We start from the raw sequence: 25,816 nt of genomic DNA on the forward strand, positions 1-25,816 counted from the left end.
GGCGGTGAACGGTCCGTCGTCGGTGGTGGTCTCCGGGGTGGAGGAGGCGGTCCTTGAGGTGGGGGAGGTGTTTGCCGGGCGGGGGGTGTCGGACGCGGCGGTTGCGGGTGTCGCATGCGTTCCATTCGCCGTTGATGGAGCCGGTGGTGGAGGAGTTCCGGGGTGTGGTGTCGGGGTTGTCGTTCGGGTCGGCGTCGGTGGGTGTGGTGACGTCGGGTGGTGGTGTGGGGGGTGATTGGGCCGATCCGGAGTACTGGGTGCGGCATGTGTGTGAGCCGGTGCGGTTCTTCGATGCGGTGCGGGCTCTGGAGGCCGAGGGGGTCGGGTTCTTCCTGGAGATCGGGGCGGACGGCACGCTGACCGCACTCGCCCAGGAGTGCCTGGACGACGACTCCGGACCCGTCGTCTGCGCCGCCACCCAGCTGAAGAACCACCCCGAGCCGCAGACCGCGGTCGCGGCCGTGGGACGGCTCCACACCGGCGGCGTGCCCGTCCGCTGGGAGACCCTGACCGGCGAGGCCCGGACGGTGGAACTGCCCACCTACGCCTTCCAGCACGAGCGCTACTGGCTCCCCTCCGCCGCCGGCCCCGGCGACACCACCGCCCTGGGCCAGCGCCCCGCCGACCACCCGCTGCTCGGCGCCACCGTCGAACCGGCCGACGGCGGCGTGCTGCTGACCGGGCGGCTCTCCCTGGCCACCCACCCCTGGCTGGCCGGCCACGCGGTCGCCGGCACCGTGCTGCTGCCGGGCACCGCCTTCGTGGAGATCGCCATCCGCGCCGGGGACGAGGTCGGCTGCGGCCGCATCGACGAACTCACCCTCCAGGCCCCGCTGACCCTGCCCGAGCGCGGCGGCGTCCGCCTCCAGGTCGCGGTCGGCGAGCCCGACACCGCCGGAGGCCGCCCGGTACGCATCTCCTCCCGCGCCGAGGACGCGCCGGAGGACACCCCGTGGACCCGGCACGCCACCGGCACCCTCACCCCCGCCGGCGCCCCCGGCTTCGATCTGACCGCATGGCCGCCCCCCGGCGCCGAACCGGTGGACGTGTCCGGCCTCTACCCGTGGCTGGAGACCATCGGCTCCAGCTACCGGCCGCCGTTCCAGGGGCTGCGGGCGGCCTGGCGGCACGGCGAGGAGACCTACGCCGAGGTCGAACTGCCCGCCGGCACCCGCCCGGACCGGTTCGGACTGCACCCGGCGCTGCTCGACTCCGCCCTGCACGCCGCCCTGCTGGCCACCGTCGACGACCCCGGCGCCGGCCTGCGGCTGCCGTTCTCTTGGTCGGGCGTCGAGCTGTACGCCGACGGCGCCCCGGCCGCCCGGGTGCGGCTGACCCCGGCCGGGGACGGCGCGCTGACGGTACGGCTGGCCGACGCCACCGGCGCCCCGCTCGCCGCCGTGCAGACCCTCGCCACCCGCCCGGTCTCCGCCGACCAGCTGCGCGAGGACCGCGACGACGGGCTGCGCGACGCGCTGTTCCGTCTCGACTGGGTGCCCGCCCCCGAGGGGCCCGGGCAGGACCCGGGCCGGGTGGCGGTCCTGGGACAGGACGTCCCCGACCTCGCCGGTCTCACGGGCGAGGTGCCGGACGTGGTGGTGTTCGAGGTGCCGGTCACCGAGGACGTGCGGGTGGCGGTGCACGGCACCCTGGAGCGCTTGCGCGCGTGGCTGGCCGAGGAGCGGCTCGCCGCCTCGCGGCTGGCGGTGGTGGTCCGGCACGGGCTGCTCGCCCACGCCGCGGCGGCGGGCCTGGTCCGCTCCGCCCAGTCGGAGAACCCCGGCCGCCTCCTGCTGATCGAGACCGACCCGCCGGTGCCCGGCGGCCCGGAGCCCGACACCGCGACCGTCCCGCTGCCGGCCGCCGTGCTCGGCGGCGCCGAGCCGCACGTCCGGGTCCGCGACGGGGAGGTCCTGGTGCCCCGCCTGGCGCGCGACCGGGCCGCCGGGCTGCTCACCCCGCCCGCCGAGGGGCCCTGGCACCTGGACTTCACCGCCGCGGGCACTCTGGAGAACCTGGCCCTGGTGCCCCGGCCCGAGGTCGCGCAGCCGCTCGCCCCGGGGCAGGTGCGGATCGCGGTGCGGGCCGCCGGCATGAACTTCCGCGATGCGCTGATCGCCCTGGGCATGTACCCCGGCGAGGCCACCCCGTTCCTCGGCGACGAGGCGGCCGGCGTGGTCCTCGCGGTCGGCGAGGGCGTCACCGGACTGGCCCCCGGCGACCGGGTGCTGGGCCTGGTCCCCCGCGCCTTCGGACCCCAGGCGGTGACCGATCAGCGGTTGCTGGCGCGGATTCCGCGGGGGTGGTCGTTCGAGCGGGCGGCGTCGGTGCCGGTGGTGTTCCTGACGGCGTGGATGGGTCTGGTGGACCTGGCGGACGTGGGTCCGGGTGACGTGGTGCTGGTGCACGCGGCGGCCGGTGGTGTCGGCATGGCCGCGGTGCAGCTGGCCCGGTCCCGGGGTGCCGAGGTGCTGGCGACGGCGAGCGAGGCGAAGTGGGAGGTGGTGCGGGGCCTGGGGGTGCCGGAGACGCATCTGGCGTCCTCGCGGTCGCTGGAGTTCCGGGAGCGGTTCCTGGAAGTGACCGGTGGCCGGGGCGCGGACGTGGTGCTGAACTCGCTGGCGGGGGAGTACGTGGACGCCTCGCTGGACCTGCTGCCGCGCGGCGGCCGGTTCCTGGAGATGGGCAAGTCCGACATCCGTGACCCGGAACAGGTCGCCGCCGACCACCCCGGCGTCCGGTACCAGACCTTCGACGTCATCGAGGCCGGCCCGGACCGGCTGGGCACGATGCTGACCGAGGTCGTGGAGCTGCTGGCGCGCGGCGAGCTGACCCCGCTGCCGGTGCGGTCCTGGGACGTACGGCGCGCCCCGGAGGCGTTCCGGTACGTCAGCCAGGCCCGCCACATCGGCAAGGTCGTGCTGACCATGCCGCGCCGCTGGGACGAGCCCGGCACCGTGCTGCTCACCGGCGCCACCGGGGCCCTCGGCGGGCTCGTCGCCCGCCACCTGGTCAGCGCGCACGGCGTCCGCCACCTGCTGCTGACCAGCAGGCGCGGCCCGGCCGCCGAGGGCACGGCCGAACTCACCGCGGCGCTGCGCGAACTGGGCGCCGCCACCGTGGACGTCGTCGCCTGCGACGCGGCCGACAAGGACGCGCTCGCCGCCGTCCTCGCCGGCATCCCCGCCGACCGGCCGCTGACCGCCGTGGTGCACGCCGCCGGCGTGGTCGACGACGCGCTGGCCGCCTCGCTCACCGACGAGCAGGTGGAGCGGGTGCTGCGGCCCAAGGTGGACGCGGCCCGCAACCTGCACGAACTGACCGCCGGCCTGGACCTCGCCGCGTTCGTGCTGTTCTCCTCTGCCTCCGGCCTCTTCGGCACCCCCGGCCAGGCCAACTACGCCGCCGCCAACGCCTACCTGGACGCGCTGGCCCGGCACCGGCGGGAGGACCTCGGGCTGCCCGCGGTGTCACTGGCCTGGGGGCTGTGGGACCAGGCGAGCGCCATGACCGAGCACCTGGACCGCGCGGACCTGGCCCGGGTGGGCCGCACCGGGGCGCTGCCGCTGCCGCCGGAACTGGGCCTGGCGCTGTTCGACGCCGCACTCGCCACCGACCGGGCCGTCGCCGTCCCGGTCCGCCTCGACCTGGCCGGGCTGCGCTCCCGCGCGGCGGCCGGCGAGACCGTACCGCCGCTGCTGCGCGGCCTGGTCCGCGCCACCGCCCGGCGGGCCACCGCGAACGCCGCCGGGCAGGCGTCCGGCGCCGAGGCGCTGCTCCGCAGCATCGCCGGCGCCCCGCGGGCGACCCGGGAACGCACCCTCCTGGACCTGGTCCGCACCCACGCCGCCACCGTGCTGGGCCACCCCACCGCGCAGTCCGTCGAGCCGGAGCGGGCCTTCCGCGACGTGGGCTTCGACTCCCTCACCGCGGTGGAGCTGCGCAACCGGATCGGCGCCGCCACCGGGCTGCGGCTGTCCGCCGCCGTGGTCTTCGACCACCCCACGCCCGCCGCGCTCGCCGCCCACCTGGCCGACCAGCTCGGAGACGACGCCGCCCCCACCACCCGGGACGCGCTCGCCGAACTCGACCGGATCGAGGCCGCCCTCACCGCGCTGGCCGAGCAGGAGACGGTGCGCGGCGAGGTCACCGCCCGGCTGCACACGCTCCTCACCCGCTGGAGCGGCCGGCCCGCCACCGAGCCCGCCGAGGACGACGACGCCGCGGTGCTGGACGCCAGCGACGACGAACTCTTCGACCTGCTCGACAACGAACTCGAAACCCCCTGAAGCCGCTTCGGAAATTCGGATAGGTGTGACGACCCCGTGAACAACGAAGACAAACTCCGCGATTATCTGAAGCGAGCCACCACCGACCTGCGCACCGCCCGCCGCCGCATCGCCGAGCTGGAGCACCGCGAGCAGGAGCCGATCGCCATCGTCGGCATGGCCTGCCGCTACCCGGGCGGCGTCCGCTCGCCCGAGGACCTGTGGCGCCTGATCACCGGCCGGCCCGCCACCGGTGACGGCACGGCGGCCGGCACGGGCGACGGCACCGGTCACGGCACCGGGGAGTCCGGCGGCACCACGGCGATCACCCCCTTCCCCGAGGACCGGGGCTGGGACACCGCCGCCCTGTACGACCCGGAGCTGTCCACCCCCGGCACCAGCTATGTCCGCGAGGGCGGCTTCCTGCACGACGCCGCCGAGTTCGACGCCGAGTTCTTCGGCATCTCGCCGCGCGAGGCGCTGGCGATGGACCCGCAGCAGCGGCTGGTCCTGGAGACCGCGTGGGAGGCGCTGGAGCGGGCCGGCATCGACCCGTCCTCCGTCAAGGGCAGCCACGCCGGGGTGTTCATGGGCGCCGGCCACCCCGGGTACGGGACCTTCGGCCGGACCGCGCCGGAGATCACCGAGGGCTACGGGATGACCGGCAAGGCCGCCAGCGTCATCTCCGGCCGGGTCTCCTACACCCTGGGCCTGGAGGGCCCGGCCGTCACGGTCGACACCGCCTGCTCCTCGTCGCTGGTCGCCCTCCACCTCGCGGTGCGCGCGCTGCGCAAGGGCGAGTGCACCTTCGCGCTGGCCGGCGGCGTGACCGTGATGCCCACCCCGGAACTCTTCGTGGAGTTCAGCCGGCAGCGCGGCCTGGCCGCCGACGGCCGGTGCAAGTCCTTCGCCGCGGCGGCCGACGGCACCGGCTGGTCCGAGGGCGCCGGCGTGCTGCTGGTGGAGCGGCTGTCCGACGCGCGGAAGAACGGGCACCCGGTCCTCGCGGTGGTGCGCGGCTCGGCGGTCAACCAGGACGGCGCCAGCAACGGCCTGACCGCCCCCAACGGCCCCTCCCAGGAACGGGTCATCCGCACCGCGCTGGCCGACGCCCGGCTCGGCGTCGGGGACGTGGACGCGGTCGAGGCGCACGGCACCGGCACCCGGCTCGGCGACCCCATCGAGGCGCACGCGCTGCTCGCCACCTACGGCCAGCGCGCCGCCGACGCCCGGCCCCTGCTGCTCGGTTCGCTGAAGTCCAACATCGGCCACACCCAGGCGGCGGCCGGCGTCGGCGGCGTCATCAAGATGGTGATGGCGCTGCGGGAGGGCGTGCTGCCGCGCACCCTCCACGTGGACGCCCCCACCCCGCACGTGGACTGGTCGGCCGGCGCGGTGGAACTGCTCACCGAGGAACGCCCCTGGCCGCGCGGCGAGCAGCCGCGCCGCGCCGGCGTGTCGTCGTTCGGCGTGAGCGGCACCAACGCCCACGTCATCCTGGAGGAGGCCGGCCCGGAACCGGACGGCCCGGCCGGCGAGGACGGTGACCCCGAGCGCCCGGCCACCGTCTCCGGCACCGCCCCGGCCATCGCGTCCGGCACCGCCCCGGCCACCATCGCCTGGACCGTCTCCGGCCGGACTGCCGCCGCGCTGCGCGCCCAGGCCGGGCGGCTGGGCGCCTTCGCCGCCGCCCGCCCCGCCCTGGACCCGCGCGACATCGGGATGTCCCTGGCCACCACCCGGGCCGCGCTGGAACACCGCGCCGTGGTGATCGCCGACGACCGGGACACCCTGCTCGCCGGCCTCACCGCCCTCGCCGAGGGCGTTCCGGCGCCCCGGCTCACCACCGGTGAGACCACCGACCAGGCCCGGAACCCGGTGTTCGTGTTCCCGGGGCAGGGGGCGCAGTGGGTGGGGATGGCGCGGGAGTTGATGGACGCGGCGCCGGTGTTCGCGGAGTCGATGGAGCGGTGCGGGCAGGCGCTGGCCCCGTTCATCGACTGGGACTTCCGTACCGAGTTGGCGGGTTCGTTGGTGCGGGTGGATGTGGTGCAGCCGCTGTCGTGGGCGGTGATGGTGTCCCTGGCCGAGCTGTGGCGCTCCTACGGTGTGGAGCCCGCCGCCGTGGTGGGGCACTCCCAGGGGGAGATCGCGGCGGCGGTGGTGGCCGGTGCGCTGTCGTTGGAGGACGGGGCGCGGGTGGTGGCGTTGCGGTCGAAGGTGATCGGTGAGCGGCTGGCCGGCCGCGGCGGGATGGTGTCGCTGGGCCTGTCGCGTGCGGAGACCCTGCGGCGGATCGAGGGGTTCGAGGGGCGGGTGTCGGTGGCGGCGGTCAACGGCGCCTCCTCCACCGTCGTGGCCGGTGAGCCCGCCGCGCTGGACGAGCTGGTCGCCGCCTGCGAGGCCGAGGAGATCCGGGCGCGGCGTATTCCGGTGGACTACGCCTCGCACTCCCCGCAGGTGGAGTCCATCCGTACGGAGTTGCTGGAGGTCCTGGACGGGATCGCCCCGACCGCTTCGCGGGTGCCGTTCTACTCCACCGTGGAGGCGGAGCCGATCGACACCACCGGGCTCGACGCCGCCTACTGGGTGCGCAATCTGCGGCAGGAGGTGCGGTTCGAGGCGGCGGTGGAGCGGTTGCTGGCGGATGGTTTCGGGTTGTTCGTGGAGTGCAGTGCGCATCCGGTGCTGGTGATGAGTGTGCAGGAGACCGCTGATCCGGGGGTGCCGGTGGCGGTGGTGGGGTCGCTGCGGCGGGACGACGGCGGCCTGGACCGGTTCCTCGCCTCCCTCGCCGAAGCGTGGACCCGCGGCGCCCCCGTGGACTGGACACCGCTGTTCCCCGGCGCGCGCCGGGTGGACCTGCCCACCTACGCCTTCCAGCGCACCCGTTACTGGCTGCAGGCGACGGACCCGGACACCGCCGGCGCGGGAGACGCCCCCCGTGACGAGGCGGAGGCCCGGTTCTGGGAGGCGGTGGAGCGCGAGGACTTCGAAGGGCTCGCCCGGACGCTCGACCTCGGGGACGAGGCCGACGGGCTCCACGCGGTGCTGCCCGCCCTCTCCTCCTGGCGGCGGCGGAACCGCGAACGCTCCCTGGTCAACTCCTGGCGCTACCGCGTCAGCTGGCAGAGCGTCACCACCCCGGCGACGCCGGTGCTCACCGGCACCTGGCTGGTCGTCCTGCCGGCGGGGGACGTCTCCGAGGTCTGGCCGCCGCACGGCTCCCGGGGCGGGTGGGCCGACGCCGCGGTCCGGGCCGTCGAGCGGGCCGGCGCACGGGCCGTCACCCTCGCCGTGGACCCGGCGACCGAGGACCGGGACGCGCTCGCCGTCGCACTCCGCCGGGCGTGCGACACCATCCCCGACCTCGCCGGCATCCTCTCGCTCGCCGCCGTGGACGAGCGGCCGCTGCCCGGCCGTACCGCGCTCACCCGCGGCCACGCCGCCACCCTGCGCCTGGTGCAGGCCCTCGGTGACATCGACGCCGAGGTGCCGCTGTGGTGCGTCACCGAGGGCGCGATGACCACCGACGGCCGGGAGCCGGTGCACACCGCGGCGCAGGCCCAGGTCTGGGGCCTGGGCCGGGTCGTGGCCCTGGAACGGCCCCTGGCTGTGGGGCGGTCTGGTCGACCTGCCGGCGGACGCGGACGAGGAGACCGGGACGTACCTGGCCGCCGTGCTCACCGGGCTCGACGGCGAGGACCAGCTCGCGGTGCGACCCTCCGGGGTCGTGGCCCGCCGCCTGGTGCGCGCCACCGCCCTCCCGGCGGCACGGACACCCCCGACGGGCGCGGCTGGACGCCGCGCGGCACCACCCTGGTCACCGGTGGCACCGGCGCGCTGGGCGCGCACGTCGCGCGCTGGCTGGCCGGCGCGGGCGCCGAACACCTGCTGCTGGTCAGCCGCCGCGGCCCCCGAGGCGCCCGGCGCCGCCGAGCTGACCGCCGAACTCACCGCCCTCGGCGCCGAGGTGACGGTCACCGCCTGCGACATCTCCGAACGCGACCAGCCGGCCGCGCTCTCGCCACGGTGCCCGCCGACCGGCCGCTGACCTCCGTGGTGCACACCGCGGCCGTCCTCGACGACGGCATGGTGGACGCGCTCACCGACGACCGTCTGGAGCGGGTGCTGCGGGTCAAGGCGCTCGGCGCCGAGAACCTCCACCGGCTCACCCGTGAGCTGGACCTGTCGGCGTTCGTGCTGTTCTCCTCCTTCACCGCCGTCCTCGGCACCCCCGGGCCTGGGCAACTACGCGCCCGGCAATGCCCACCTCGACGCGCTCGCCGCGGTGCGCCGCGCCCAGGGCCTGCCGGCCACCTCCGTCGCCTGGGGCACCTGGGCCGGATCGGGCATGGCCGAGGGCGAGGTGGGGGGACCGGGCACGGCGGCACGGCGTCTTCCCGATGGACCCCGCCGCGGCCACCTCCGCCCTCCGCACCGCCCTCGACCTGGACGAGACCAACGCCGTCGTCATCGACATGCGCTGGGACCGGTTCGCCGTCGTCTTCACCACCGAGCGGCCCAGCCGCCTGCTGGAGGGCGTCCCGGAGGCCCGCGCCGCGCTGGAGGCCGCGGCCACGGCGGCCGCCGGCGCGACCGGCGGCACCGCCGCGCCCGGTGACCTGGCGGCGCGCATGGCCGCCCTGCCCCCGCGCCGACCGCGAACGCGAGCTGACCGACCTGGTGCGGAGCAACGCCGCGGCCGTCCTCGGCCACGCCACGCCCGCCGCCATCGACGGCACCCGCGCCTTCCGGCACCTCGGCTTCGACTCGCTCACCGCCGTGGAGCTGCGCAACCGGCTGATGACCCTCACCGGGCTCAAACTGCCCGCCACCCTGGTCTTCGACCACCCCACCCCCGGCCGCCATCGCCGGCCACCTGGCCACCGAACTGGGCGGCGGCGAGCCGGACCGGGACCCCCGCGGCCGGCGCGCCCGCGCCAGGGCCCTCCGCCACCGACGACGACCCGGTCGTCATCGTCGGCATGGCCTGCCGGTTCCCCGGCGGCGTCGGCTCCCCGACGAACTGTGGCGGCTCGGTCGCCGGGGGCCGGGACGCCATCTCGCCGCTGCCCACCGGACGCGGCTGGGACGTGGACGGCCTGTACGACCCCCGACCCGGACGCACCCGGCCGGACCTATGTGCGGCACGGCGGGTTCGTCCGCGGCGCCGACCGCTTCGACGCCGAGTTCTTCGGCATCAGCCCGCGCGAGGCCCAGGCGATGGACCCGCAGCAGCGGCTGCTGCTGGAGACCGCGTGGGAGGCGCTGGAGCGGGCCGGCATCGACCCGGCGACCCTGGGCGGCACCCGCACCGGGGTGTTCACCGGACTGACCCACTACGACTACGGCAGCGGCGCCGCCGAGGGCGTCGAGGGCTACCGGATGACCGGCAACACCGCCAGCGTCGCCTCCGGCCGGATCGCCTACACCCTCGGCCTGGAGGGCCCGGCCGTCACCCTGGACACCGCCTGCTCCTCGTCCCTGGTCGCCCTGCACCTCGCCGCCCAGGCGCTGCGGAACAGGGGAGTGCGTGCTGGCGCTCGCGGGCGGCGTGACCGTCATGTCGTCCCCGGCCGCCTTCACCGAGTTCAGCCGCCAGCGCGGACTCTCGGCGGACGGCCGCTGCCGCGCCTTCGCGGCCGGAGCGGACGGCTTCGGCCTCGCCGAGGGCGCCGGCATGCTGCTGGTCGAGCGGCTGTCGGACGCCCGCCGCAACGGCCACCCGGTGCTCGCCGTCATCCGCGGCTCCGCGGTCAACCAGGACGGCGCCAGCAACGGCCTGACCGCCCCCAACGGCCCCTCGCAGCAGCGGGTGATCCGGCAGGCGCTGGCCGGTGCCGGTCTGTCGGCGGCCGAGGTGGACGCGGTGGAGGCGCACGGCACCGGCACCACCCTGGGCGACCCGATCGAGGCCCAGGCCCTGCTGGCCACCTACGGCCGGGAGCGGGACGCCGGCCGGCCGCTGTGGCTCGGCTCGGTGAAGTCCAACATCGGCCACGCGCAGGCCGCCGCCGGTGTCGCCGGCGTCATCAAGATGGTGCAGGCCATACGGCACGGGCTGCTGCCCCGCACCCTCCACGTGGACGAGCCGACCCCCCAGGTGGACTGGTCGGCCGGCGCGGTGGAACTGCTCACCGAGGACACCGCGTGGCCGGAGACCGGCGCGCCGCGCCGCGCCGCGGTCTCCTCCTTCGGCCTCAGTGGCACCAACGCCCACGTGGTCCTGGAGCAGGCACCCGAACTCCCGCGCCCGGCGCCGAAGCGGGCTCCCTGCGGTCCGGCCGGCCCGGTCCCGTGGGCGGTGTCCGCCAAGAGCCCGGCCGCGCTGCGCGCCCAGGCCGCCCGCCTGCGGGACGTCCTCGCCGCCGGCACCGCGCCCGCCCCGGCCGATGCCGCGCTCACCCTCGCCACCCGGCGCTCCCGGTTCGACCACCGGGCCGTGGTGCTCGGCGAGGACCGCGCCGAACTTCCCTCGCCGGCCTCACCGCCCTCGCCCAGGGCGAGCCGGCCCCGGCTGATCAGGGCCACGCCACCACCTCGGACCGGACCGTGTTCGTGTTCCCGGGGCAGGGGGCGCAGTGGGTGGGGATGGCGCGGGAGTTGATGGACGCGGCGCCGGTGTTCGCGGAGTCGATGGAGCAGTGCGGTCGGGCGCTGGCGCCGTTCGTCGACTGGGACTTCCGTACCGAGTTGGCGGGTTCGTTGGTGCGGGTGGATGTGGTGCAGCCGCTGTCGTGAGCGGTGATGGTGTCGCTGGCGGAGTTGTGGCGTTCGTACGGGGTGGAGCCTGCGGCGGTGGTGGGGCATTCGCAGGGGGAGATTGCGGCGGCGGTGGTGGCCGGTGCGCTGTCGGTGGAGGACGGGGCGCGGGCGGTGGCCCTGCGGTCGAGGGTGATCGGTGAGCGGCTGGCCGGCCGCGGTGGGATGGTGTCGCTGGGCCTGTCCCGTGCGGAGACTCTCCGGCGGATCGAGGGGTTCGGGGGGCGGGTGTCGGTGGCGGCGGTCAACGGCGCCTCCTCCACCGTCGTCGCGGGCGAGCCCGCCGCGCTGGACGAGCTGGTGGCCGCCTGCGAGGCGGAGGAGATCCGGGCCCGTCGTATCCCGGTGGACTACGCCTCGCACTCGCCGCAGGTGGAGTCCATCCGTGAGGAGTTGCTGAAGGTTCTGGACGGGATCAGTCCGTCGGCCTCGCGGGTGCCGTTCTACTCGACGGTGGAGGCGGAGCCGGTCGATACGACCTCGCTGGACGCCGCCTACTGGGTGCGGAATCTGCGGCAGGAGGTGCGGTTCGAGGCGGCGGTGGAGCGGTTGCTGGGCGATGGTTTCGGGTTGTTCGTGGAGTGCAGTGCGCATCCGGTGCTGGTGATGAGTGTGCAGGAGACCGCTGATCCGGGGGTGCCGGTGGCGGCGGTGGGGTCGCTGCGGCGGGACGACGGCGGCCTGGACCGGTTCCTGGCCTCCCTCGCCGAAGCCTGGACCCGCGGCGCCCCCGTGGACTGGACACCACTGCTGCCCGGGGCGCGCCCGGTGGAGCTGCCCACCTACGCCTTCCAGCGCCGGCGCTACTGGCTGGAGGCGGCGGCCCCCGCCGGCCCGGCCGGCGACACCGCCCGGGACGCCCACGAGGAGCGGTTCTGGGAGGCGGTGGAGCACGAGGACCTGACGGAACTCGCCGCCACCCTCGGCGTGGACGGCGACCGGGAGCAGCTGGGCGCGGTGCTGCCCGCCCTCTCCTCCTGGCGGCGGCAGCGGCGCGAACAGTCCCTGATCGACTCCTGGCGCTACCAGGCCGCGTGGCGACAGGCGGACCGGCTGTCCCCGGCACCCGCCGGGATGCTGTCCGGCACCTGGCTGCTGGTGGTCCCCGCCGCCCACGCCGCCGACCCGCTGCCGGCCGGGCTGCTCACGGTGCTCGCCGACCGCGGTGCCACCCCGCTGCGGCTGGACGTGGACACCGCCGACGCGGACCGGGAGAAGCTGGCCGCGCGGATCTCCGAGACCGTGGGGGACCGCGCCGGCCTGGCCGGTGTGCTCTCGCTGTGGGCCCTCGACGACGCCCCACACCCGGAGTACCCGGGCACCTCCGCGGGCGCCATCGGCACCCTCGCCCTGCTCCAGGCGCTCACCGACCTCGGCGCCGGCCCCGCCGGCGCGGACCCGGCGGTGGAGCTGGGCCCCGACGCCCGGCTGTGGTGCGCGACGCGCGGGGCGGTCATGGCGACCCCGTCCGACCCGCCGGTGAGCCCCGCGCAGGCCCAGGTGTGGGGCCTGGGCCGGGTCGCCGCCCTGGAGCAGTCCCGGCTGTGGGGCGGGCTGGTGGACCTCCCCGCCGACGCCGACGCCCGGGTCCTGCGGCTGCTGTGCGCGGCGCTGGCCGGCGGCCACGGCGAGGACCAGCTCGCGCTCCGCGACGCCGGCCCGCTGGCCCGCCGCATCGTGCGCACCCCGCTGGCCGGCCGGCGCGCACCCCGCGTCTGGCGGCCGTCCGGCACCGTGCTCGTCACCGGCGGCACCGGCGGCATCGGCGGCCACCTGGCGCGCTGGCTGGCCGACCACGGCGCCGAGCACCTGGTGCTCACCAGCCGCCGGGGACAGGACGCGCTGGGCGCCACCGAACTCCGGGCGGCACTGGAGGAGCGCGGGGTACGGGTGACCATCGCGGCGTGCGACGTCGCCGACCGCGACGCGCTGGCCGCCCTGGTGGACCGGCTCGCGGCCGACGGCACCCCGGTCCGGGCGGTGGTGCACACCGCCGCCCACATCGAACTGGGCACCCTCGCCGGGACGGACCCGGGCCGGTACGCGGAGGTCTGCCGGGCCAAGACGCTGGGCGCCGACCACCTGGACGAGATCTTCGGCCCGGACGCCGGCGAACTGGACGCGTTCATCCTGTTCTCCTCCATCGCCGGGTTCTGGGGGAGCGGTGAGCACGGCGCGTACGCCGCCGCCAACGCCCACCTGGACGCGCTGGCGGAGCGGCGCCGCGCCCGCGGCCTGCCGGGCACCGCCATCTCCTGGGGCATCTGGGACGCGGCCAACGACTGGGACGAGCGCAACACCGAGCTGCGGACGCTGAAGAACGACAGGTCCAGCCGGCACGGCCTGCCGCTGCTCGACAAGGACCTGGCGTTCACCGCGCTCCAGCGGACCCTCGACCACGACGAGACGTTCGTGGCCGTCGCCGACGTGGACTGGGACCGGTTCGTGCCTCTGTTCACCATGGCCCGCCCCAGCCCGCTCATCACCGAGGTGCCGGAGGCCCGCCGGGCCCTGGACGCCGCCACGGCGGACCAGGCGCCGCGGTCCGGCGACGCGGCCACCGGCCGGACCGAGCTGCTGGAGTCGCTCACCGGGCGCAGCCGCGGCGAGCAGGACCACCTCCTCCAGGAGCTGGTGCGCGCCCAGGCCGCCGCGGTGCTCGGGCACGCCGACGGGGCGGACGCGGTGGACGCCCACCGCGCCTTCCGGGAGCTGGGCTTCGACTCGCTGACCGCCGTGGAGCTGCGCAACCGGCTCGCCGCCGCCACCGGCCTCACCCTCCCCGCCACGCTCGTCTTCGACTTCCCCACGCCGGTGGCGCTGGCCGGCCGGCTCCGCGCCGGACTGCTGCCGGACGACGAGGACGCCGCGGCCGGGCCGGTCCTGGGCGACCTGGACCGGCTGGAGGAGTCGCTGACGGGGCTCACCGCCGACCCCGCGACCCGCGACCGGATCACCAAGCGGCTCCAGGACCTGCTGTGGAAGTGGAACGAGACCGCCCCCGGCGCGGACCCGGCGGACGAGGCCGGCGAGGCGGGGACGGCAGTGGTGGAGACCGCCACCGCCGACGAGATGTTCGCCCTGATCGACCGGGAGCTCGGTACGACCTGATTCCGGATCGCCCCACGTCAGGCATGACCACCGACTCTCAACCGAAAGATGTGACGATGTCCCAGAACGACACCGCGTCCGCCCGCGGCGGCGCCGTCCAGCCCTCGAACAGCCGGCCGGGCGGCAACGAACAGAAGCTCCTCGACTACCTCAAGCGCGTCACCACCGAGCTCCAGCAGACCCAGTCGCGGCTGCGGACCGTGGAGGCCCGCTCCCAGGAACCGGTCGCGATCGTGGCCATGGCCTGCCGCTTCCCCGGCGGCGTGGCGTCCCCGGAGGACCTGTGGCGGCTGGTCGCCGACGGCGGCGACGCCATCTCCGGGTTCCCCACCGACCGGGGCTGGGACATCGCCGCCCTGCACGACGCCGACCCCGACCGGGAAGGCACCACCTACGTCACCGAGGGCGGCTTCCTCCAGGGCGCCGACCGGTTCGACGCCGGCCTGTTCGGCATCTCGCCGCGTGAGGCGCTGGCCATGGACCCCCAGCAGCGGCTGGTGCTCGAACTCACCTGGGAGACCCTGGAGCGGGCCGGCATCGACCCGCTGTCCCTGCGCGGCGCCGGTGTCGGCACCTACCTGGGCGTCAACCCGCTCGACTACCGCTCCGGCATCGGGGTGATCCCGGAGGGGTTCGAGGGCCACCTGCTCACCGGCGGCGCCCCCAGCGTCGTCTCCGGACGGGTCGCCTACACCTTCGGCTTCGAAGGCCCGGCCGTCACACTGGACACCGCCTGCTCCTCCTCACTGGTCGCCCTCCACCTGGCGGTCCAGGCCCTGCGGCAGGGCGACTGCGACCTGGCCCTGGCCGGCGGCGTCGCGGTGATGTCCACCCCCGCCGAGTTCACCGGCTTCAGCCGGCAGCGCGGCCTGGCCGCCGACGGCCGCTGCAAGGCGTTCGGCGCGTCGGCCGACGGCATGGGGCTGGGCGAGGGCGTCGGTCTGCTGCTGGTGGAGCGGCTGTCCGACGCGCGCCGCAACGGCCACCGGGTGCTGGCGGTGGTGCGCGGTTCGGCGGTCAACCAGGACGGGGCCAGCAACGGCCTGACCGCTCCCAGCGGCCCGTCCCAGCAGCGGGTCATCGAGGCCGCGCTGGCCAACGCCCGGCTGTCCGCCGCGCATGTGGACGCCGTCGAGACCCACGGCACCGGCACCACCCTGGGCGACCCGATCGAGGCCCAGGCGCTGCTGGCCACCTACGGGCGGAACCGGGACGGCGACGAGCCGCTGTGGATCGGCTCCCTGAAGTCCAACATCGGCCACGCGCAGGCGGCGGCGGGCGTCGGCGGGGTCATCAAGACCGTGATGGCGCTGCGCGACGGCACCCTTCCGAAGACCCTGCACGCCGACGAGCCGACCCCCGAGGTGGACTGGTCGGCGGGCGCGGTGTCACTGCTGACCGCCCCCCGGCCGTGGCCGGCGACCGGCCGGCCGCGCCGCGCCGGGGTCTCCGCGTTCGGCATGGGCGGCACCAACGCCCATGTGATCCTGGAGCAGCCCGAGCCGGCGACGGACGCCGACGAGCCGGGCGAGGGCACCCCGGCGGAGCCCGGCGTGCTGCCGTGGATCGTCTCCGGCCGGACCGGGCCCGCGCTGCTCGCCCAGGCCGAGCGGCTCCGCGCCCACCTGGCCGCACGGCCCGACGCCGCTCCCCGGGACGTGGCGGCCTCGCTGGCCACCACCCGCGCCCACCTGGAGCACCGCGCCGTGGTTATCGGCGCGGACCGCGACGCACTGCTGGCCGGCCTGGCCGGACTGGCCCGCGACGAGGAGAGCGCCGGCGTGGTGCGCGGCACCACCGCCCCCGGCGGCGACCGCCCGGTGTTCGTGTTCCCGGGGCAGGGGGCGCAGTGGGTGGGGATGGCGCGGGAGTTGATGGAGGCCGCGCCGGTGTTCGCGGAGTCGATGGAGCGGTGCGGGCGGGCGCTGGCCCCGTTCATCGACTGGGACTTCCGTGCCGAGCTCGGGGGTTCGTTGGTGCGGGTGGATGTGGTGCAGCCGCTGTCGTGGGCGGTGATGGTGTCCCTGGCGGAGCTGTGGCGCTCCTACGGGGTGGAGCCCGCCGCCGTGGTGGGGCACTCCCAGGGGGAGATCGCGGCGGCGGTGGTGGCCGGTGCGCTGTCGGTGGAGGACGGGGCGCGGGTGGTGGCGCTGCGGTCGAGGGTGATCGGTGAGCGGCTGGCCGGCCGTGGCGGGATGGTGTCGCTGGGCCTGTCCCGTGCGGAGACCCTGCGGCGGATCGAGGGGTTCGAGGGGCGGGTGTCGGTGGCGGCGGTCAACGGCGCCTCCTCCACCGTCGTGGCCGGTGAGCCGGACGCGCTGGACGAGCTGGTCGCGGCCTGTGAGGCGGAGGAGATCCGTGCCCGGCGTATCCCGGTGGACTACGCCTCGCACTCCCCGCACGTGGAGTCCATCCGTACGGAGTTGCTGGAGGTCCTGGATGGGATCGCCCCGACCGCTTCGCGGGTGCCGTTCTACTCCACCGTGGACGCGGAGCCGATCGACACCACCGGGCTCGACGCCGCCTACTGGGTGCGCAACCTGCGGCAGACCGTCGAGTTCGAGCGCACCACCCGCACCCTGCTCGACCACGGCTACAGCGCCTTCATCGAGTCCAGTGCCCACCCCGTGCTGACCATGGCGATCGGCGAGACCGCGGAGACCACCGGCACCGAGATCACCGCCGTCGGCTCGCTCCGCCGCGACGAGGGCGGACCCCGCCGCTTCCTCACCTCGCTCGCCGAGGCGTTCGCGGGCGGCGTCGCGGTGGACTGGTCACCGGTCACCGAGGGCGCGCGCACCGTGGACCTGCCGACGTACGCCTTCCAGCACCAGCGGTACTGGATGGAACCCGGCGACGGGGCCACGGCCGGGGCCGCGGCCACCCAGGACCCCGCCGAGTCCTCCTTCTGGGCGGCGGTGGAGGAGGAGAACCTGGACCGGATCGCGGAGACCCTCCGGGTCGACCCGGAACAGCCGCTGCGGTCCGTGCTGCCCGCCCTCTCCGACTGGCGGCGGCGGAGCCGGGAGCGGTCCGAGGTCGACTCCTGGCGCTACACCGTGGCCTGGCACCCCCTGCCGGACACCGCCGCCCCCACCCTGACCGGGAGCTGGCTGGCCGTCGTACCCACCTCGACGGCCGATGACCCGGCCGTCCGCGGCGCGCTCGGCGCCCTGGAGCAGCACGGCGCCGGCCTGACCCGGCTCGACGTGGACCCGGCCGACGCCGACCGGGCCACCCTGCTCACCCGGATACGCCAGTCCGTCGGCACCGGCGAGGCACCCGTCGGGGTGCTCTGCCTGTGGCCGCTGGACGACACCTCGCCGCACCCCGACCACCCGTCCCTGTCCGCCGGGGTGATGGGCTCCCTCGCCCTGCTCCAGGCGCTCGGCGACGCCGGCCTCCGGGCACCGCTGTGGTGCGTCACCCGGGGCGCCGTCGCGGTGGACGACGCCGACCCGCGCCCCGGCCGCGTCCAGGCCCAGGTCTGGGGCCTGGGCCGGGTCGCCGCGCTGGAACAGGCGGCCCTCTGGGGCGGCCTGGTCGACCTGCCGGCGGACGCGGACGACACGGCGTTCACCCGCCTCGCCGCGGCGCTCGCCGGCACGGACGGGGAGGACCAGATCGCGGTGCGCCGCGCCGGCTCCCTGGGCCGCCGCATGGTGCGCGACCGGCTCGGCGGCGGCCCGCCGGCCCGCCCCTGGACGCCCCGCGACACCGTGCTGATCACCGGCGGCACCGGGGCGCTCGGCACCCTGCTGGCCCGCTGGTGCGCGCGGAACGGCGCCGAACACCTGGTGCTCACCAGCCGCCGCGGCCCCGACGCCCCCGGCGCCGCGGAGCTGGAGGCCGAGCTGACCGCCCTCGGCGCCAAGGTCACCATCGCCGGCTGCGACATCGCCGACCACGACCAGCTCGCGGCCCTGGTGAACCGGGTCGAGGCGGAGGGCCCGCCGATCCGCGCGGTGGTGCACACCGCCGCCCACATCGACCTCGGCCCGCTGGACACCGCCACCCCCGCCGACTTCGCCGCGGCCTTCGCGGCCAAGGTCGAGGGCGCCGAGCACCTGGACCGGATCTTCGACCGGGACACCCTGGACGCCTTCGTGCTCTACTCGTCCATCGCCGCCTTCTGGGGCAGCGGCTACCACGGCGCGTACGCCGCCGCCAACGCCCACCTGGACGCCATGGCCTACCAGCGCCGGGCCCGCGGGCTGACCGCGACCTCCATGGCCTGGGGCGTGTGGCGGCCGGTGGACATCAAGGAGAGCTACGCGGCCGAGCGGATGGCCATCAGCGAACGGGCCCAGGCGCAGGGCCTGCCGTTCCTCGAACCCGACCTGGGCATCGCCGCGCTGAAGCAGTCCCTGGACAACGACGACACCTTCGTCGCCCTCGCCAACATCGACTGGGAGCAGTTCGTCTCCCTGTTCACCATGGCCCGCCCCACCCGGCTGCTGGACGCGCTGCCCGAGGCGACCCGCGTCCTGCGGAAGCTGCGGGAGGCCGCCGCCGAGGGCCCCGCGGACGGGGCCGGGGCGGCGGAGCTGCGGCAGCGGCTCGCCCCGCTGCCCGCCGAGGAACGCGACCGGATCCTGCTCGACCTGGTGCGCAGCCACGCCGCCGCGGTCCTGGGGCACGCCACCACCGACGAGGTCAAGCCGGGGCACCCGTTCCGCGACCTGGGCTTCGACTCGCTCACCTCGGTGGAACTGCGCAACCGGCTGGGCCGGGCCACCGGCCTGAAGCTGCCCGCCACGCTCGCCTTCGACCACCCCACCCCCAACGCCCTGGTCGCCCTGTTGCGCGCGGAACTGCTCCAGGAGACGGCCGCCACCGCCGAGTCGGTGCACACCGACATCGACCGGATGGCCGCCGCGCTCACCGACCTGGAGGTGGACGACCTGGCCCGGGCCGCCATCACCGAACGGCTCCAGGCCCTGCTGGCCGGCTGGACCGGCGGCCAGGTCACGGTCGGGGGCGGCGGCACCGCCGAGGAATCGGTCGCCGAACGGCTGGAGTCCGCCTCCGACGACGAGATGTTCGCGTTCATCCGGGAGGAGCTGGGCCGGTCGTGAACACCCGCTGAGAGCCCGGACCGCCCCGCGGCCCCGTCCCTCCCGGCCCCCCGCGCCCCCGCCCGGCCCGCCACCGGGCGGCGGGCCGGGCCCGGCCTCGCGCTCCCCCGCGCCGCGGCCCCGGGAGCGGACGGCGGCCCACCCGAACCACCCACTTTCCTGATCGACCTCCGTAGGGGAACCCCATGGCAAGCAAAGAAGAAACGCTCCGCGACTACCTCAAGTGGGTAACGGCCGACCTGCACGAGACCAAGCAGCGTCTGCGCGGGGTGGAGGAGGCCGCCGGGGAGCCGATCGCCATCGTCTCCATGGCCTGCCGCTTCCCCGGCGGTGTGGCCTCGCCCGAGGACCTGTGGCAGATGGTCGAGGAGGGCACCGACGCCGTCGCGGGGTTCCCCACCGACCGGGGCTGGGACCTGGAGGGGCTGTACGACCCGGACCCGGACGCGCCGGGCAAGAGCTACGTCAGGGACGGTGGGTTCCTCTACGAGGCGGCGCAGTTCGACCCCGACGTGTTCGGCATCTCGCCGCGTGAGGCCGTCGCGATGGACCCGCAGCAGCGGCTGCTGCTGGAGACCTCGTGGGAGGCGTTCGAACGCGGCGGCATCGACCCGTCCGCCGTCCGCGGCAGCCGGATCGGCACCTTCATCGGCTCCAACCGGCCGGACTACTTCACCGACATCTCCAGCGCCCCCCAGGGCCTGGAGGGCCACCTGCTCACCGGCTCCAACGCCAGCGTGGTCTCCGGCCGCATCGCCTACACCTTCGGCCTCGAAGGGCCCGCCGTCACCCTCGACACCGCCTGCTCCTCCTCGCTGGTCGCCCTCCACCTGGCGTGCACCGCGCTGCGCCAGGGCGACTGCTCGATGGCGCTGGTGGGCGGGGTCGCGGTGCTCTCCAGCCCCGGCGGCTTCATCGCCTTCAGCCGCCAGCGGGGCATGTCCCGCGACGGCCGCTGCAAGGCGTTCGGCGCGTCGGCCGACGGCCTCGGCCTCGCCGAGGGCGTCGGTGTGCTGCTGGTGGAGCGGCTGTCGGACGCGCGGAAGAACGGCCACCGCGTCCTCGCCGTGGTCCGCGGCTCCGCGATCAACCAGGACGGCGCCAGCAACGGCCTGAGCGCCCCCAGCGGCCCCGCGCAGGAACGCGTCATCCGGCAGGCGCTGATCAACGCCAAGCTCAACGCCGGCCAGGTGGACGCGGTGGAGGCGCACGGCACCGGCACCACCCTGGGCGACCCCATCGAGGCCCAGGCCCTGATGGCCACCTACGGGCAGGGCCGGCCCGCCGACCGCCCGCTGTGGCTGGGCTCGTTCAAGTCCAACATCGGCCACGCCCAGGCCGCCGCCGGTGTCGCCGGGGTCATCAAGGCGGTGATGTCGCTGCGGAACGGGATGCTGCCGAAGACCCTGCACGCCGACGAGCCGTCGCCGCACATCGACTGGACGGCCGGCGCGGTGTCGCTGCTCACCGAGGCGCGGCCGTGGCCGGAGAAGGAGGAGCCCTGGCGGGTGGGCGTCTCCTCGTTCGGCATCAGCGGCACCAACGCCCACGTGATCCTGGAGCAGGCGCCCGAGCCGGAGCCCGGCCAGGAGCCGGCGGAGGGGGCGGCCGCACCGGCGGCGGACGCACGCCCGGCCGGCACCACCGCCGTGGTGCCGTGGACGGTCTCCGGGAAGAACCCGGCCGCGCTGCGCGCCCAGGCCGAACGCCTGCGCGCCCATCTGGCCGAGCGGCCCGACGAGGACCCGCTGGACGTCGCCGCGGCCCTGGTCCGTACCCGCGCCGCGCTGGAGCACCGTGCCGTGGTGGTCGCCGCCACCCGCGAGGAACTCCTCGCCGGACTCGACGCCGTCGGCCGCGGCGCCGCCGACCCCTCCGTGGCCACCGGCACCGCCCAGCAGAACGGCAAGGCGGTGTTCGTGTTCCCGGGGCAGGGGGCGCAGTGGGTGGGGATGGCGCGGGAGCTGATGGACGCCGCGCCGGTGTTCGCGGAGTCGATGGAGCGGTGCGGGCGGGCGCTGGCGCCGTTCATCGACTGGGACTTCGCCGCGGAGTTGGCGGGTTCGTTGGTGCGGGTGGATGTGGTGCAGCCGCTGTCGTGGGCGGTGATGGTGTCCCTGGCGGAGTTGTGGCGTTCGTACGGGGTGGAGCCTGCGGCGGTGGTGGGGCATTCGCAGGGGGAGATCGCGGCGGCGGTGGTGGCCGGTGCGCTGTCCGTCGAGGACGGGGCGCGGGTGGTGGCGTTGCGGTCGAGGGTGATCGGTGAGCGGCTGGCTGGCCGTGGCGGGATGGTGTCGCTGGGCCTGTCCCGTGCGGAGACTCTCCGGCGGATCGAGGGGTTCGAGGGTCGGGTGTCGGTGGCGGCGGTCAACGGCGCCTCCTCCACCGTCGTCGCGGGCGAGCCCGCCGCGCTGGACGAGCTGGTCGCGGCCTGCGAGGCGGAGGAGATCCGGGCGCGGCGTATTCCGGTGGACTACGCCTCGCACTCCCCGCAGGTGGAGTCCATCCGTGAGGAGCTGCTGGAGGTCCTGGACGGGATCGCACCGACCGCTTCGCGGGTGCCGTTCTACTCCACCGTGGACAGCGCTCTGATCGACACCACCGGGCTGGACGCCGGCTACTGGGTCCGCAACCTGCGGCAGACCGTGGAGTTCCACCAAGTCGTCGCGGACCTCATCGGACTCGGTCACCGGACCTTCGTCGAGTGCAGCTCCCACCCGGTGCTCGCGCTGGCCGTCGGGGAGACCGCCGAACTGGCGGGCGTCCCCGAGGTGGCGGCCGTCGGCTCCCTGCGCCGCGACGAAGGCGGCCTCGACCGGTTCGTCCGGTCGCTCGCCGAGGCGTATGTGCGCGGGGTCGCCGTGGACTGGTCGCCGCTGCTGACCGGGGCGGCCCCCGCCGACCTGCCCACCTACGCCTTCCAGCGCAGCCGCTACTGGCTGGAGGCGGCCACCCCCGCCGGCCCGGCCGGCGACACCGGCCGGGACGCCCACGAGGAGCGGTTCTGGGCCGCGGTCGAGCGCGAGGACCTCAAGGACCTGACCGACGCGCTGGCCGTGGACGGCGACCAGCCGCTCTCCTCGGTGCTGCCCGCCCTGTCCGCCTGGCGGCGGCGCCGCCGGGAACACGCGGTCCTCGACTCCTGGCGCTACCGCGTCTCCTGGCAGCCGCTGCCCGTCTCGCCCGACGCCACCGTGCACGGCACCTGGCTGCTGCTGGTCCCCGCCACCGACACCACCGGGGACGAGACCGGCACCCTCGCCTGGCCGGCCGCCGCCGCCCGGGCACTGGAGCGTGCCGGCGCCCGCGTCACCTGGGTGCCCGTCGCCGTCTCGGCCGGCCGGCCGCAGGTCGCCCGCGCCCTGGGCGACGCCGTCCTGGACGACGGGGCGGGGGAGCCGGACGCCGGCCGGGGCCCGGCCGGTCACGCGGTCACCGGGGTGCTCTCCCTGCTCGCGCTGGACGACACCCCGCACCCGGACCACCCCGAGCTGACCGCCGGCTGGGTGAGCACCCTCACGGTGCTCCAGGCGATGAGCGACATCGGCCTCGACGCCTCCCTGTGGTGCGCCACCCGGGGCGCGGTCGCCACCACCGGCGCCGACCCGGTCACCCACCCCGGGCAGGCCCCGCTGTGGGGCCTGGGCCGGGTGGCCGCCCTGGAGTACCCGCAGCGCTGGGGCGGGGTGGTGGACCTGCCCGCCGACACCGGTGAACGCGCCCGGCGCGCCCTGGTCGCCGCCCTCGCCCAGGGGGCGGCCGGGAACGGCGAGGACCAGCTGGCGGTACGGCCCTCCGGCCTGTTCGCGGCCCGCCTGGTCCGCGCCACCGGCGACGACCGGCCCGCCGCCCCCGCCTGGCGCCCGTCCGGCACCGTGCTGGTCACCGGCGGCACCGGCGCGCTCGGCGCCCACGTGGCCCGCTGGCTGGCCCGCGGCGGCGCCGCCCACCTGGTCCTCACCAGCCGCCGCGGGCCCGACGCCCCCGGCGCCGCCGAACTGACCGCCGAACTCACCGCGCTCGGCACCGGGGTGACCGTCGCCGCCTGCGACGCGGCCGACCGGGACGCGCTCGCCGCCGTCCTCGCCGGCATCCCCGCCGACCGCCCGCTGACCGCGGTGTTCCACGCCGCCGGGGTCCTGGACGACACCATCGTGGACACCCTCACCGCACAGCGGGCCGTGGACGTCGTACGCCCCAAGGCGATGGCCGCCCGCCACCTGCACGAGCTGACGGCCCACCTGGACCTGTCCGCGTTCGTGCTGTTCTCCTCGTTCGCCAGCGTCTTCCCGAGCATCGGGCAGGCCAACTACGCCGCGGCCAACACCTACCTGGACGCCCTCGCCGAGTACCGCCGCGCCCAGGGACTGCCCGCCACCTCGGTGATGTGGGGATCGTGGGGCGGCGGCGGGCTCGCCGACGGCGAGGTCGGCGAGCGGCTGCGCGCCGAGGGCGTGCCGCCGATGGACCCCGACCGGGCCATCGCCTCGCTGGAGCGGGCGATCACCGCCGGCGACACCGTGCTGGGCGTGGTGGACATCGACTGGTCCAAGATCGCCCCGTCCGCCGTCGCCGTCCGCCCCTACCCGCTGATCACCGGGGTGCCCGAGGTGCGCCGCGCCGTCGAGACGGCCGGCCCGGTCACCGGCACCGCCGGGCACACCGGCGACGAGGCGCCGGAGCTGGTGCGGCGGCTGGCCGCGCTCCCCGCGGCCGACCAGGACCGGGAACTGCTCGACCTGGTCCGCGGCCACGCGGGCGCCGCCCTCGGCCACCCCGACCCGAACGGCGTGGACCCCGACCGGGCGTTCAAGGACCTCGGGGTGGACTCCCTGATCGCGGTCGACCTGCGCAACCGGCTCAACACCGCCACCGGGCTCCGGCTGCCGGCCACCCTGGTCTTCGACCACCCCACCCCGCTGAGCCTCGCCCGGTTCCTGCGCGAACACCTGCTGGGCGACGTCTCCGCCGCCGCCTCCCGGCCCGCCGTACGGGCCGCCGCCTCCGACGAGCCGATCGCCATCATCGGCATGGCCTGCCGGATGCCGGGCGGCGCCGACTCCCCCGAGGAGCTGTGGCGGCTGATCGCCGACGGCCGGGACGCCATCTCCGACTTCCCCGACGACCGGGGCTGGGACGTGGACGGCCTCTACGACCCCGACCCGGAGGCACCCGGCAAGACCTACGTCCGGCAGGGCGGCTTCCTGCGCGACGCCGCCGGGTTCGACGCCGCGTTCTTCGGCATCTCACCGCGCGAGGCGCTCGCCATGGACCCGCAGCAGCGGCTGGTCCTGGAGACCTCCTGGGAGGCGCTGGAGCGGGCCGGCATCGCCCCCGCCTCCCTGGCGTCCAGCTCCACCGGCGTGTTCGTCGGCGCCGGCCACCGCGGCTACATCACCGGCCTGCGCGACCTGCCCGAGGGCGCCGAGGGCTACGTGATGACCGGCAACGCCTCCAGCGTGCTGTCCGGCCGGGTTTCCTACACCTTCGGCTTCGAGGGCCCGGCGGTGACGGTGGACACCGCCTGCTCCTCCTCGCTGGTCGCCCTGCACCTGGCGGTCCAGGCCCTGCGCAGCGGCGAGTGCACCCTCGCCCTGGCCGGCGGCGTCGCCGTGATGCCCAGCGCCGAGGTGTTCGTCGAGTTCAGCCGGCAGCGCGGACTCTCCCCGGACGGGCGCTGCAAGGCGTTCGCGGCCGGCGCCGACGGCACCGGCTGGGCCGAGGGCGTCGGCGTGCTGCTGGTGGAACGGCTCTCCGACGCGCGCAAGAACGGCCACCCGGTGCTCGCCGTGGTCCGCGGCTCCGCGGTCAACCAGGACGGCGCCAGCAACGGCCTCACCGCCCCCAACGGCCCCTCCCAGCAGCGGGTCATCGAGGCCGCCCTCGCCAACGCGGGGCTGTCCGCCGCCGAGGTGGACGCGGTGGAGGCACACGGCACCGGCACCCCGCTCGGCGACCCGATCGAGGCCCAGGCGCTGCTGGCCACCTACGGCCGGGACCGCGACGCCGACCGGCCGCTGTGGCTGGGCTCGGTCAAGTCGAACCTGGGCCACACCCAGGCCGCGGCCGGCGTCGCGGGCATCATCAAGATGGTCATGGCGATGCGCGAGGGCGTGCTGCCCAGGACCCTTCACGTGGACGAGCCCACCCCCGAGGTGGACTGGACCGCCGGAGCGGTGTCCCTCCTCACCGAGGCCCGCCCGTGGACTGCCGACGGCTCGGTGCGCCGCGCCGCGGTGTCCTCCTTCGGCGTCAGCGGCACCAACGCCCACGTGGTCATCGAACAGGCCCCCCACCAGGACGCCGAGACCGGCACGCCGGTGACCTCGACGCCGCTCCCGCTGGTGCCCTGGCCGCTGTCGGCCCGCGGCACCGAAGCCCTGCGCGGCCAGGCCGAACGGCTGCTGGCCCACCTGCGCGACCACCCCGCACTCGACCCGGTCGCCGTCGGCGCCTCCCTCGCTGCCTCCCGGGCGGGTCTGGAGCGGCGTGCGGTGGTGCTGGGTGCGGATCGTGGTGAGTTGCTGGCGGGGTTGGAGGCGTTGGCCGGTGGGGTGTCCTCGCCGGGTGTGGTGTCGGGTCAGGTGGTGTCGG

General features: G+C 76.0%; 3 protein-coding genes and 2 pseudogenes. All 5 read left to right on the plus strand.

Features of this window, described 5'->3' with window-relative positions; all coding sequences use genetic code 11:
• Nucleotides 1-134: 134 nt before the first annotated feature.
• Complete coding sequence (locus IHE55_RS33315; RefSeq protein WP_197992312.1) at nt 135-4,289, plus strand: SDR family NAD(P)-dependent oxidoreductase; 4,155 nt, start codon at nt 135-137, stop codon at nt 4,287-4,289.
• A gap of 75 nt (nt 4,290-4,364) precedes the next feature.
• A pseudogene (locus IHE55_RS31985) lies at nt 4,365-7,373 on the plus strand (type I polyketide synthase); the annotation flags it as partial.
• 765 nt (nt 7,374-8,138) lie between these two features.
• Nucleotides 8,139-14,042 (plus strand): annotated as a pseudogene (locus tag IHE55_RS33475) (type I polyketide synthase); the annotation flags it as partial.
• A gap of 158 nt (nt 14,043-14,200) precedes the next feature.
• Nucleotides 14,201-19,222, plus strand: a complete 5,022-nt coding sequence (locus IHE55_RS28625) for a type I polyketide synthase (protein WP_197991671.1) — start codon at nt 14,201-14,203, stop codon at nt 19,220-19,222.
• Between the two features lie 185 nt (nt 19,223-19,407).
• Nucleotides 19,408-25,816: type I polyketide synthase (locus tag IHE55_RS28630; protein WP_197991672.1), on the plus strand; the 6,409-nt coding region annotated here is incomplete at its 3' end.

This window comes from Streptomyces pactum, from assembly GCF_016031615.1.
Lineage (GTDB): Bacteria > Actinomycetota > Actinomycetes > Streptomycetales > Streptomycetaceae > Streptomyces > Streptomyces pactus.